This is a genomic window from Pontibacter cellulosilyticus (assembly GCF_014306105.1).
Taxonomy (GTDB): domain Bacteria; phylum Bacteroidota; class Bacteroidia; order Cytophagales; family Hymenobacteraceae; genus Pontibacter; species Pontibacter cellulosilyticus.
In genome coordinates this window covers 1,397,655-1,410,474 of sequence record NZ_JACRVF010000001.1, presented here as the reverse complement: position 1 = coordinate 1,410,474, position 12,820 = coordinate 1,397,655, and the positions used below count along the sequence as shown (strand labels likewise).

Sequence of the window (12,820 nt, the reverse complement as noted above, 5' to 3'; positions counted from 1 at the left end):
TCGTAACTCCAAGTTATACTTTCTTTACCCGCAACGAGAATGTGCTTTGGTCTACTACCTGAACAGCGTCGCCTTTATCGATGAAGCCGTCACGTGCTTGGGCATCATACAGCGAATCGTCTATCATCACGCGTCCGCTCGGTGTCATGCGGGTGTGGGCAATACCTACCCTCCCGATCAAATGCTCGGCAGTGTTAGCAGAGCGGTAACCTTCGGTGCTGTTGAAGGTGTTATTTAGCACCAGTCGCTGCATGGCGCGGCTTCCTACCAGCCTGTTCCAGGTGAGGGCGATAAACACAGCTGCCCCTATCATTCCCAAAACCACCGATATTAAACTCTTCATCAGATCATCAGAGGGTACAAACGTGAAGTCGAAATTCTGATTATTTACCATTACCAACACCAGCGATACCAGCACCAGCACAATGCCGCTTATACCAGCAATGCCAAAGCCCGGTATCACAAATACCTCTAAAAGTATAAGTATAAGCCCGGCTACCACAAGCAGGATTTCCCAGTTCTCGGCCAGACCGTTGAGGTAGTAGGGCACTAAGTATAAAATACCTGCCACCACAGCTGCAGCCAACGGAAAACCAATCCCCGGCGTCTGAAGCTCAAAGTATAACCCACCTATAATGATAAGGAGTAGTATGCCACTTATGAAAGGGTTCAGGAAAAAGGAGACGATCTTGTTGGTGGTGCTCAGCTGGTAATACACAAGTTCTGCATTCTCCAGGTTCAGCTCGTCAAGCACACCTTCTACGTTTGTAGCAATGCCATCGCAAAAGCCATACTTAACAGCTTCCGTTGAGGTAAGCGACAGCACCTGTCCTGCTGATAAGGTAGAGTCTACGCTGGCCTCTACCATAGCCTCGGCCATGCGTGGGTTGCGGCCATTGGCCTCTGCTGTAGAGCGCATGATGGAGCGCATGTAGCTCTGGTATTTGCCCGGTGCAGCCTCGCCATCAGCGCCCACTACCGTTGCAGCGCCAATGTTGGCCCCTGGCGCCATGTAAATGCTGTCGCAGGCAAGCGAGATAAGTGCGCCAGCCGAGGCGGCATCTTTGTTGATGAACACATACACCGGCTTAGGATACTCCAGAATGCGCGTTCTTATTTCGTCGGCATCGTTCAGGGCTCCGCCAAATGTATCCAGTATCAAAAGCACATGGTCTGCCCCGATTTCGGTGGCCTCTTCGAGAGCCAGCTCGGTGTAGCGGTTTGTGCGCGGATCAATCTCTGATTTGATCTCCATCACAAACACCTTCGGCTTTGCATTTTGGGCTACTAAAACGGCAGGGCTTAAGAGCAGGCAGAGCAGGTAAACAACTGCTACATACCAATGCTTTGGATAGGTTTTCATAATTTAGGGGGCTGGTTGAGGTCCAATCTGGCAATAAGATAACAAAAAAACACAAGCTTATACTTTCCTTACTTTATTCATACGAGTTTCAGGCGCCTGTGTGGCGAATCCGCATCGATACGTCCACTCCAAAACTGGCACTGGAGGTGCGTGACTCTGACTTGTTGCTGGCACATTTTTGTACTTTAGATCTGGCTGAGTTCAGATTAAACAAGCTTGCCGTGAACCCTTCCAAAGCTTGGTGGCAGGGGCTGGAAGATGCGCAGCATAATCTGGTGTTCCTGCACGGTTACGGCGACCGCAAGACAGGTCAGCATAAAGGGGTAACCGCTCTGGCAGCAGAAGGCGGAGAAGTGCAGTGGCAACTAGATGAAATGGCCTTTTACGGGCTGGCCAGTGATGGTATGTTGGTGTATCGTGCAGATGCCCCTGATCAGCCTTTAACCTTGGTTAACCCTAAAACAGGCAATACGTTACGCGACGGCATCAGCCAGCAAACAGCAGCCAGCCTGGTGGCTGATTTCAGCCAGACGCGCTACACCAATTGGGAATACCCGGTGATGTATAAGGACGGTGAGCCATACTTTGAGGAAGTGTGCAACTTTATAGCAGACCAATCCGGAGAAAAACCAGTAGTTGCCCTGGAATATGCCGAGCTGAGCAATAATATAGTAATAAGTTATTATGAAGAGGGCGCGGTAGGGAACTTAGATAATTTTGTGGTTGTATACGACTTGCAAGGTAATTTACACTTAAAAGTTAAACTTGGTAGCGGATTAAGTGGCATTGGTTCAGATACTTTTTTTATCTTTAACCTTCAGTTATACTTGCTCCGGGATAAACATATTTTGCAAGTATACAGACTTTTAGCTTAGTACAATTTTTAGCCATGGTTCGATCTTTATTAGCTGCTCTTGTAGTAGCGCCTTTACTTTCTTTTTCGGCTAGTGCCCTTGGGGTTACTGCTGTTCGTGATTCGGTTGGTGTGGAACGCAAAAACGGAAAGTTGTTTGTGCAGCACAAAGTAGAGCCGAAGGAAACGCTTTACGCGCTATCAAGAAAGTATAGTGTGCCTATTGCCCAGATCGTAGAGGCGAACCCAAGTGTTCAGTCGGCTATCAAGATTGGTGAGATCGTGCTGATCCCGAGAAAGTATAGCACAGCATCTACTGCAGTGGTGGCCTCCACAGCTAAAACAACACCAGCTGCCCCTGCTGCCAGCAACAGAACCTACACTGTAAACAACTCTGGCAACAAGCTGCACACCGTAGAGCCAAAACAAACGCTTTACTCTATATCGCGCCAGCACAACGTAACCGTAGAGGATATCAAACGCTGGAATAACCTGAAGGACAACAGCATTAGTGTAGGCACTGAACTGATTGTAGGCAAAGGCATTGCAACACCAACCAAAAAGCCGGTGTACACGCCAGAGCCAGACGATGAAATGACAAAGACTAAGCCAGCTGAAACAGCTGCTGCTTCCACTACATCAACAACTCCGGCCGCTACAACTACTGCTACACCAGCCAGTACACCTGCTGCACCAGCGGCAGCCAATGAGCGTGTAGAAGAAGCTGAGACCGAAAACACAGCCTCTGGCGTAAAGAAAATGATCGAAAGCGGCATGGCCGAGATGATCGACCCGAAAGCTGACACGAATAAATACCTTGCCCTGCACAAAACTGCCCCGGTTGGTACTATTATGCAGGTGAAGAATGCCATGAACGGACAGGTAGTGTATGTGCGCGTTATCGGAAAGCTGCCTGAGACGGGTGCTAATGATAAAGTGATCGTGCGATTATCAAAGAAGGCTTACCAGAAACTAGGTGCCGTAGATCAGAAATTCAGAGTTGAGGTTTCTTATATGCCGTAGGGTTTAGAGAAGTATAAAGTATAAAAGCGCCTGAGCAGAAGTGTTCAGGCGCTTTTGTTTTAGGTCAGAATTCTCAAGTTTTTAAGTCAGATCATGTAGCTGCCGTAGTCCAACCACCCCTGGCCCCTCCTTGTCTAAGGCGGGGAATTCGGCCATCACATCTGTAGAGGTTTAAGCTTTATAGCCTCCGTTTAACCTGTCTTCAACATGGAAATCATAGCTATATTGATAAAATAAGAAGAAGTAAGTATATATTCCCCGCCTTAGACAAGGAGGGGTAGGGGTGGTTGGACCACGGCAGCTATAAAACTGGACCTGCACATCTGCCTTATTCCAGAAATCCCCGTACTTTACCACATGAAACAAGATTACGCTGCCATCAAAGCCTTACTCGACGACAGGGTGGAGAAGTATAACCAACCTGGTTTTATACCCAACGACCCGGTTTCTATACCGCACCGCTTCACCAAAAAGCAGGACATCGAGATCAGTGGCTTTTTTGCTTCTATACTTGCGTGGGGACAGCGCAAAACCATCATCAACAACTGTATAAAACTGATGAACTTAATGGACAATGCCCCACACGATTTTATACTTAACCACCAGGAGCAGGACCTGACGCGTTTCCTGGGCTTTAAACACCGCACCTTTAATGACACCGATCTACTGTACCTGCTGCACTTTTTCAGGTGGTACTACAGCCAGCACGAAAGTTTAGAGACTGCTTTTACCGGTGTGCATAATGAGATAAGATATCAGAAAGATAGGCTGGAGTACTTCCACGACCTGGTATTTAGCCTGGAAGATGCACCGCACCGCACCAAAAAGCACATCTCCACACCTGCGCGTAAGTCTGCCTGCAAACGGATGAATATGTACCTGCGCTGGATGGTGCGCAAAGACGATAGAGGAGTAGACTTCGGTATCTGGGAGATGATGAAGCCTGCCGACCTGGTGTGTCCCTGCGATGTGCACGTGGAGCGGGTGGCCCGAAAGCTTGGCCTTATCACGCGCAAAGGCATGGACTGGCACACTGCCGAAGAATTAACAGATCACCTACGGGCATTCGACCCTACAGATCCGGTAAAGTATGATTACGCCCTATTCGGGCTGGGCGTAGAGGAGAATTTTTAAGCTGGTAAGCCTCCTAGTACCTCCAGTTCCAGTCCTTTTGTTGGTTTGTCAGCCATCAGGGGAATCGCCTGTGAAATCAAGGCACCCACGCCATCCAACTGCAGTGAGTTGTCGTGGTCTTCTTTGCTGTTCCAGACTTCGGTTATCCAGATGGAGTCAGGGTTCTGTGCATCCTTGCTTACGAGGTACAGGTGGCAACCCTTTGCTGTAGATACCAGCTGTGATGCTTGCAGCAGGATAGCGGCCAACGCATCGCCGTTGCCATCTTTTGCCTGTAGCTTACCGTGTAAACCGTATTTGTTCATAGTTCAGGAAGTATATAGTAGGTGAAGCTAAAGGTATAGAATTTCTGCGCCTCTTCAAACAGACTACCTTAAAGTATAGCTAGCAAGAATTTTTTATTCTTAGTGTGTTTATTATGTTAAGTAATGTTGGCTTTTATACTTTTGGCTCTCCGGAAAGCTTAGCTTTCGATTATTTTATACTTTAGCAAAATATAAGATCAACTATGGCAACCGCATTAACTCAGGCACTTGATACACATCTGCAAAACTGCTACACAGAAGAACAACCGGGTGCAGCCATACTTGTAACCAGGGTAGGAGAGGTGCTGTATGAAGGTTGTATTGGCCTTATGGACCTGAATACCAGAGAACCGATAACTCCGGCTACCAATTTTCGCCTGGCTTCTGTATCCAAACAGTTTACTGCCAAATGTGTGCAGCTTTTACAGCAGCAGGGGCTGCTACAGTATACCAATAGGTTGTCCTCTTTCTTTCCGGAACTGGCTCATTTAGGCAGCGACATAAGTATAGCGCACCTGTTAAACCATACTTCCGGCTTACCTGACTACGAAGGTTTTGTAGCCGATACAAGGCAGGAGCAGGTGCATGACCGGGAGGTGCTAACTATTACAGCCAGTCAACCTCATCTGCTATTTGCGCCAGGCTCGCAGTACCGCTACAGCAACACAGGCTATGTGCTGCTGGCATTGGTGGTAGAGAAAGTATCGGGTATGGCCTATGCGGAGTTTCTAAGCAAGTATATCTTTAAACCTTTGAGTATGAGCAATACGGTGCTTTATGAGGCTGGCAAACCTATTCCCAACAGAGCCATAGGATATGCCGTGAATGCAGCAGGAGAGATGATCTTATCTGACCAAAGTGTGTGCAGCGCCACCAAAGGCGATGGCTGTATTTATACTTCGCTGCGCGATTACCTGAAGTGGCATGAGGCACTGCAGCAACAAGGCTTCAATATAGAAGGAGCACTGCAAAGTATAAACACCAACATTGAAGGTAATCCTGCATTGTACTACGGCATGGGCTGGTTCTTTACAAAACGCAGCAACGGTAGTTTAGAGATGTACCACTCCGGCAATACCTGTGGCTTTAGCAACCTGGTAATTCGTGTGCCGGAGAGCCAACTGCTCATAGCCTGTTTCTCTAACATAGCCGATAATCCGCACCTGCTCACCAACTTTATTAATGTACTGCAGCAGCACCCGAAAACGCGGTTAGAATCTGATCTAATTTGCAGGCTTTTACATTTAACGAGGTAACTACAGTAGTGCTTTTATACTTTCTTTTATCTGCTGCCCAGGAATGAAACAAGCTCCCGATTTACTTCTTCAGGGTACTCAATTTGAGGAATATGGCCGCAACTATCTAATAAGATCAGCTTTGGGTTAAGCATCTGAGTCAGCTCTTTATTATAGGGCACAGTTGGATCGTTTTTGCCCCAGATAAGTAATATCGGCTTTTGGGTTTCGGCCAAACCTTTAAAGTATGGTTGCGGATCTTTGGATATGAAGTTTCTGAGGGTGGAAAGTATCGCCTTATCGAAGCCTTTGTATTCCATCTGCGCAGCAAAGTTTGACTTATAGTTGGCAGGCAGTACGGAGGCGTTAAAGAAATCAGAGGCTTGGCCTTCGAGTAAAGTAGGCACCAGGTACACCTGGTTCAGGTAATCTCCTACATAAGGTGTTTTAAGTATACTGATGTCTGTAGCCTGATTATAAGGGGCAAGCAGCGCAACTTTATTTACACGATCCGGAAAAGCAGCTGTATAACCTGCCACAATAGCGCCACCCATCGAAACACCAACCAGGTTTACTGGCTCCTCAACTTTTAGCGCTGCCAATAGTTCGTTTAGCTGGTTGTGGTAAAATGCTGCATTATAATCAACTGCTGGTCTGTCGGAGAAACCGCGGCCAAACTGGTCATAACGCAACACCCGAAAGCCGGCTTTTGCCAGTTCGTTAAAGTTGCTGTCCCAGATATAGGCAGGCACCGAAAAGCCATGTACTAAAACCACAACCGGTGCTCCTTCTGGGCCAGCGAGCTCATAGTGTGTAACACCTGAAGGTAATCGCACAAAGCTTCCCTTTATACTTTTACGCGTTTCATCGTTCAGCTCAAATTTCTCAGCAGAGCGAACATAAGGTAGCGCTACCAAGGTAATAAGCAGTAATGCAAAAAAAGCTAAGAAGAGATGCTTCAGTTTCATGGTTAGGCCTGGACTAAATGGTTATGTTATAGGTGATAATGGTGCGTGAATGTATAAATAAATTTTATACTTTATGCTTTACCGGAACCCATACTTCTTCCTCTGAATCTGGATGGGTATGGCCCAGATATTTTTCACCCATCACTTCAAATTGCGGACGATTGTCCAGTTGATATTCTGATTGAGGTAGCCAGGTACCAAAAATATACTGTGCTGTTTTATGAAACTCGCTTGCTGGTCCTTTGTGCACGAATACGGCATACAGGCCGCCTGGCAACTGTAGCTCTTCCATACCTTCAGGAAGTATACCAGTTTCTGTTACCTCCACTGCTGCCCACTTCTCAAATGGCGTTTCAGGGGTAAACTTATCCATCCTTATACTTTCGGGATACACCTGCACAGAGTAAAGCTGTTGGCCAACACGTTTGCGGATCTCTTTTAGCAGTGGCATAAAGCTGCTCCACAAGGCTACAGCGTCGTTAGTTGCCAAGGAGGTAGTGATACGTTTGCCGATCAGGTGCCTTGGTTGGGTGGAGACGATTTGAGGTTGTTGCATAGTATGAGTAAGGAGACAGATAAAATTTTGCGAGACGGGAAGAAGAGCGTTTTCCAATCAAATCTGACAGCTGAAGAAATAATTCTACTTATAATTAAAAACCGAGCGTTTTCAATTATAGACTACCTCGTTTTCCAATATGTTCTTTAATTTATTCATGTACTTTTTCATGGCTGTTCTTGTCACCAATGCAACAATAAAAGCTGGTAGATTGAAACCAAGGCCAAATTTTACAATGGCTTTATGAAATTCAAGTTGATATATAATTCGGGTCTCGTTCGCCGATAGTAATTCAACTTTACGGCTACTTCTCAGAAAGAAATCATTATCGGGGAATGTCTGATAAACTACGCTGGCATTTTTTACATACTCTGTACACTGTAGCTTTTTGATGTAATTCGGAACACGTTTAGATAAAAATGAGTCTTCGACTGCGATCGTGTTCAACCCTGGAATTGTATCTGCAACTGTTGTAGTATTTATCTCTTCTCTCCATTCTTTATCGTGTCTTAAGTCGGAGAGGTAGTCAAAAACTTGTTCTATATTTTGATGAACAACTATAGAGTGAGTAACATCAATCATATTTTTGGCTGCTGATTTCATTATTTCGAAGGATTAAGGTAAATTACTTTTTAATGAGAACTTAGTATTAGTAAAGCAACAGCCCTAGCTTTGCTTTTAGCTTACTGGTTTCTGCTTAATTCTTCTCTAATATTCTCCTTAAGTAGTTTATTTGTCCCAAATGGTAAGATAGATGAGCAGCCAAATGGATCAGGAAAAAGCGGTTGGTCATTTTGAAACCTAAAACATCTTCTAAATGATTTTCCTCTAGTTTCTTCGCTTCCAAGTTCCTTAAGGTTCCTAAAACAATATGCTTAGTTTCATCAATTTGCTCGATCAACTTTTGCTTAGGAATATCTTTTGAATTGAATTCAGCATCCCGATTTCGTGTGTAACTGAAGTTACCCATATTTTTACCAATATAAGTCCTCAGGTTGCCTATCAAATGTAAACACAGGTTTCCGGCAGAGTTTGAAATGCCATCCATAGTTTTCCAAAGATTGTCTTCTTGATCAAATGTTTCAATCTCATATTGAAGCCGATCGATATCTCGATCATAAATCTTAATTAGCTCATCAACCATCTATGTTTGATTTATTTTGTAATTAATTCCAAACAACTGTCCCGTTTAAACAACGTGCTGAGACGTCGTGTGAAGGAGGCGTAGCCGAAGTTTGACTTATGACTTGGTTATGAGAAGTTTTATTCTTCTTTTACCGTGAATGTTGCTGTTAATCCGACACTAAAGTTTCTCGGCAGTTTATGAACTCCAAATATTGCTCTTGAATGCTCGCCTTTATTCTCCAAAATCTTCATAAACAAATCGGAAGCACCATTGACTACTTTGGGAGAGTCATCCCAATCTTCTCCTGATTGAAAATAAGCATCAATATGATTTAGTCCTATTATTCGTTCAAATCCAACCTTTTGATCAACTTATGCTAACACATTTAGAGCACATAGCTCCATCGCTTTGTAGCCTTCTTCAGTTGAGATTTCATTTCCTAGCCTTCCCTGATAAAGATATTGTTCGTTAAATATCGGAAATTGGATTGCTATGTATGCTATGTTCCCACGAATGTTTACAGATGCATAATTTCCACCTGGTGTCGAGACTTTAGGTAGCTTATAATTGAATCTCTCTAAATTTTCCTTCGGTGTCATTGACTAATTAAGTTTACTTAAAACGGTCTTGGCTATGTGGCGGCAAAGCTGCCGTATAGGCGTGGTTAGCTTTATATTTTTACTTTTCAAAAAGCCAAGTTTCTCCAGACTCGAAATCAATTCCTCTTGGGATATACTTGTAGTTATCAGGGTTCTTAAGCTTTAATTTCCAAATAAACTTAATTTTTGCAGCCTCTGTGATAAATGCAGTTTCATTTGGATCGCACTTTTGTCCGAAGTCCAAGTAAATCGTATCCGATACTTGGGTAACAATACCATCTAGTGGGCAGGATATAGAATGGAATTTGATAAATGATATTTCTACTGAATCAGGGTCAAATTTACTTACGTTAAGCTGATAAACTTTTTGAGTATTATCGATTTCTATATTCTTAGCTTCTTTATAAGCGTCATAATAATAGAATTTTGCGGGTGTCTTTTCCTGAGCACAACCCAAGGAAGTACTAATGATTAAAAAAGCTATGTTTCTTGGGTTGAAAGACATTCAATCTATTTTTATTATTAATGCTAACTACCGGCTAAACATAATAAACGTACGCTTTTTTGTTGATTTCAACGGATAAGCGTAATCGGCAGAACAAATCTACTATTTACACTCTACCGCAATCTTCAGCACTACCTTTCTTACTACACTCTCACCGGTAACCATGGCGGCGTGGGTATCATCAGGGTAAAAGATAGTGAAAGAGCCGGCGGGTACATCGAACCAGCTGTTGGTCTTGTCAGGGAAGAAAGCTGCGTCGCGTTCTTCGTTGTAGGAATCATTGGGAGCATCGCATTGTGCCAGGTCTTTCCAGCCCATACGGTCGGTGCCTGAAATTATGAATTGTATATCAATATACTTGCGGTGTACTTCCAGCTTATACTCCTGCTCGGTTACTCCTTTACCCTCCGATACGATGGCGAATAGCTTTTTGCCCTCTATTTCGTGCAAACCGGTTGGCTCCGTTGCCAAATTTGTATCGCGGAGGTAAGCAAACGCTTTTTCGAATCGTGGGTGCAACGTGTAGTAACGCTGTGCGTTAGCGAGTTTATCAAGAACCATTTGAGTTAGAGAGTTAAAAAGTTAGAAAGTTAGAGAGTTAAAAGTGATGAAGAGTTCTTTTGTCATTTGTCACATTTTCTTTTGTCAAAAACAAGGTTGCCAAAACGAACAAAACACCTGCTTATACTTGTTATTAAATGCTAAATTTGCCTTAAATTAAAAGATTAACATTGATCTATCCAGATAATTTCGAAATAAAAATTGGGTTTGCGCAGGTGCGTGAGATGTTGTCCGAGTTGTGCCTTAGCCCGCTGGGGCGCCAGTTCGTAAACCGCATGCAATTCCTCAACCGCCACGACCTGGTGGACCGCCTCCTGCAGCAAACCGACGAGTTCAAGCAACTGCTGGAGTCCGACGCGGAAATACCTTTGCAGCACTACTTCGATGTAAACGCTTACCTCGACAGGGCAACCCTGGAAGGTGCTTACCTGGACGTGGTACATTTCTTCGAGATAAAGATGTCGCTGCGTACGATTCGTGACTCGCTGCGCTTTATATCTAACTCCGAAGAAGGAAAGTATGAAGCTTTGAAAGCCTTAGGTGCCAACGTAACTGTAGAGCGTTCTCTGATTGCGGCTTTGGATAAAGTAGTAGACGATGCCGGTGCCGTACGCGATGATGCCACCCCGGAACTGCAACGCCTGAAGCGCGACCTTATCTCACAGCAGGCTATACTTCGCAAGCAGATACAGTCCATCATCAAGCACGCAAAAAACGAAGGCTGGACACCATCCGACGTGGAGCCAACCATTCGTGGTGGCCGTTTGGTAATTCCTGTAATTGCCGAGCACAAGCGCCGCATCAAAGGTCTGATTCATGACGAGTCAGCTACCGGACAAACGGTATACATTGAGCCGGAGTCTATTTTCGAACTCAACAACGATATTAAAGACCTGGAGAACGCTTACCACCGTGAGCTGATCCGCATACTTATAGGCTTAACCAACACGCTTCGCCACCATATTCCGGAACTGCGCAAAGCTTACCAATACCTCGGCTTGCTGGACTTTATTAGGGCAAAGGCGGCATTTGCCCGCAGGGTAGAGGCGACCAGACCAACGTTGCAAAAGTATCCGCACATTAACTGGCGTAAAGCCATGCACCCGCTGCTGTACCTGGCACACAGGCAAGTGGGCAAGCCAACCGTGCCCATGGACCTGGAGCTGAACCGCGACCAACGTATTCTGCTAATCTCAGGGCCAAATGCCGGTGGTAAATCGGTAAGCTTAAAAACAGTAGGCCTGCTGCAGTACATGGTGCAGTGCGGTATGCTGATTCCGGTAGAGGACGGCTCGGAGGCTGGTGTTTTCCACGATATTTTTATCGATATTGGGGATGAGCAGTCTATCGAAAACGACCTGAGTACCTATAGTTCGCACCTCACCAACATGAAAAAGTTTGTGACGGTGGCCGACCATAAAAGCCTGGTGCTGATAGATGAGTTTGGTACGGGTACAGAGCCTGTGCTGGGTGGTGCCATTGCCGAGGCGGTGCTGCAGACGCTAAACAACAGCAAAGTATACGGTGTGATCACCACGCACTACACCAACCTGAAGAACTTTGCCGAGAAAACACCGGGCATTATAAACGGTGCCATGCGCTACGACCACAAAAACCTGCAGCCGCTCTACCAACTGGAGATCGGTAAGCCGGGTTCGTCGTTTGCCATCGAGATTGCACGCAAAATTGGTTTGCCTAAAGCCATCGTAGACAAAGCCAGCAGCCTGGTAGGTAAAGACAAGATACGTTACGACAGGTTATTGGAAGAACTCGAAACCGAAAAGCAGGAACTGGAAAAGAAGGTGATGGAAGCCACCAAACTGGAGCAGAAGCTGAAGCGCAACGTGAAAGAGTATAGCGATCTGAAAAATTATCTTGAGGAGAGCAAGCAGGACATTATGCGCGAGGCCAAAGGCAAGGCTAAGCTGCTGTTAAAGGATGCTAACCAGAAGATAGAGGCTACCATACAGCAGATAAAGCAGAGCCAGGCCGAGAAAGAGCAGACCAAAGAAGCACGTCGTGAACTGGAAACTTTTGCTAATGAACAAGTACGCAAAGAAGAACCGCGCCCTGCGCACAAACGCTTTGCCAACGCAAGTATAAAAGAAGGTGACAACGTGGCGCTGGTAGGGCAGGAGTCTGTGGGCCAGGTGGTAAGTATAAAAGGCAAAACTGCAGAGGTACTATTCGGTGGCCTTAAAACGATTGTAAAGGTAGATAACCTGGAGAAGCTGGAAGGGCAGGTAGCCAAGCAGAAAAAGGCGGCTTCCAAAGCTGAAGAAGGCTATACCCGTGGCATGAACATGACGCAGCGCATGGCAGACTTTGGCTCTACGTTAGACATTAGGGGAGAATATGCTGAAGATGCCCTGAACAAAGTAATGAACTTTACGGATGAAGCCATTATGCTGGGCATACCGGAGATCAAGATCGTACATGGCCGGGGAAACGGCGTACTACGGCAGGTAGTACGCGATTATTTATACTCTATCCCGGAGGTGGTAAGCGTAGCCAACGAAGCCGAAGAACGCGGTGGTAATGGTGCTACCTTAGCTGTGCTAAAATAAAAATTTCTGTAAAATAGAAAAGGCT

The 12,820-nt window shown here is 45.4% G+C and carries 14 protein-coding genes; 5 read left to right on the top strand and 9 right to left on the bottom strand.

Translation table 11 applies throughout. The features are described 5' to 3' along the window. Positions 1-13 precede the first annotated feature (13 nt). On the bottom strand, positions 14-1,363 hold the full coding sequence (locus H8S84_RS06010) for an NfeD family protein (RefSeq protein ID WP_187066335.1): 1,350 nt from the start codon (positions 1,361-1,363) through the stop codon (positions 14-16). A 98-nt stretch (positions 1,364-1,461) separates the two neighbouring features. On the opposite strand from H8S84_RS06010, the gene H8S84_RS06005 reads away from it, so the two are divergent. The 3 genes from H8S84_RS06005 (at position 1,462) to H8S84_RS05995 (ending at position 4,373) form a co-directional block, all read left to right on the top strand. Beyond that, positions 1,462-2,238: a DUF4905 domain-containing protein gene (locus H8S84_RS06005; protein WP_187066334.1), complete on the top strand. Its 777-nt coding sequence runs from the start codon at positions 1,462-1,464 to the stop codon at positions 2,236-2,238. 14 nt (positions 2,239-2,252) lie between these two features. After that, positions 2,253-3,239: a septal ring lytic transglycosylase RlpA family protein gene (locus tag H8S84_RS06000; protein ID WP_187066333.1), complete on the top strand. Its 987-nt coding sequence runs from the start codon at positions 2,253-2,255 to the stop codon at positions 3,237-3,239. Positions 3,240-3,596: 357 nt separating this feature from the next. Then, a complete protein-coding gene (locus H8S84_RS05995; RefSeq protein ID WP_187066332.1) occupies positions 3,597-4,373 on the top strand; it encodes a TIGR02757 family protein in 777 nt (258 codons plus the stop codon). On the opposite strand, the gene H8S84_RS05990 is transcribed toward H8S84_RS05995, so the two are convergent. Beyond that, the gene (locus H8S84_RS05990) at positions 4,370-4,678 is read right to left on the bottom strand and encodes a putative quinol monooxygenase (protein ID WP_187066331.1); all 309 of its coding nucleotides are present in this window, start codon (positions 4,676-4,678) and stop codon (positions 4,370-4,372) included. The two genes, H8S84_RS05995 and H8S84_RS05990, sit on opposite strands and share 4 nt — an antisense overlap. 203 nt (positions 4,679-4,881) lie before the next feature. On the opposite strand from H8S84_RS05990, the gene H8S84_RS05985 reads away from it, so the two are divergent. After that, a complete protein-coding gene (locus H8S84_RS05985; RefSeq protein ID WP_187066330.1) occupies positions 4,882-5,934 on the top strand; it encodes a serine hydrolase domain-containing protein in 1,053 nt (350 codons plus the stop codon). 26 nt (positions 5,935-5,960) lie between these two features. On the opposite strand, the gene H8S84_RS05980 is transcribed toward H8S84_RS05985, so the two are convergent. The 7 genes from H8S84_RS05980 to H8S84_RS05950 all read right to left on the bottom strand — a co-directional run bounded on the left by H8S84_RS05980 (position 5,961) and on the right by H8S84_RS05950 (position 10,228). Beyond that, entirely contained in the window at positions 5,961-6,881 is a 921-nt protein-coding gene (locus tag H8S84_RS05980; protein ID WP_187066329.1) for an alpha/beta fold hydrolase, read from the bottom strand. Between the two features lie 64 nt (positions 6,882-6,945). Continuing rightward, on the bottom strand, positions 6,946-7,437 hold the full coding sequence (locus tag H8S84_RS05975) for a GyrI-like domain-containing protein (protein ID WP_187066328.1): 492 nt from the start codon (positions 7,435-7,437) through the stop codon (positions 6,946-6,948). A gap of 111 nt (positions 7,438-7,548) precedes the next feature. Beyond that, positions 7,549-8,040 carry an SRPBCC family protein gene (locus H8S84_RS05970; RefSeq protein WP_187066327.1) on the bottom strand — a complete coding sequence of 164 codons (492 nt, stop codon included), beginning with the start codon at positions 8,038-8,040 and terminating at the stop codon, positions 7,549-7,551. A gap of 94 nt (positions 8,041-8,134) precedes the next feature. Next, positions 8,135-8,581, bottom strand: coding sequence for a DinB family protein (locus H8S84_RS05965; protein ID WP_187066326.1), 447 nt, complete (start codon positions 8,579-8,581; stop codon positions 8,135-8,137). Positions 8,582-8,934: 353 nt separating this feature from the next. Then, positions 8,935-9,162: a RidA family protein gene (locus tag H8S84_RS20095; protein ID WP_230407052.1), complete on the bottom strand. Its 228-nt coding sequence runs from the start codon at positions 9,160-9,162 to the stop codon at positions 8,935-8,937. Positions 9,163-9,241: 79 nt separating this feature from the next. Next, positions 9,242-9,667 (bottom strand): hypothetical protein, encoded by a 426-nt coding sequence (locus tag H8S84_RS05955; RefSeq protein WP_187066325.1) that lies wholly within the window; start codon positions 9,665-9,667, stop codon positions 9,242-9,244. 102 nt (positions 9,668-9,769) lie between these two features. Further along, complete coding sequence (locus H8S84_RS05950; RefSeq protein ID WP_187066324.1) at positions 9,770-10,228, bottom strand: YhcH/YjgK/YiaL family protein; 459 nt, start codon at positions 10,226-10,228, stop codon at positions 9,770-9,772. Positions 10,229-10,398: 170 nt separating this feature from the next. Between H8S84_RS05950 and H8S84_RS05945 the strand changes: the two genes are divergently transcribed. After that, positions 10,399-12,795 carry an endonuclease MutS2 gene (locus H8S84_RS05945; RefSeq protein ID WP_187066323.1) on the top strand — a complete coding sequence of 799 codons (2,397 nt, stop codon included), beginning with the start codon at positions 10,399-10,401 and terminating at the stop codon, positions 12,793-12,795. Positions 12,796-12,820 lie beyond the last annotated feature (25 nt).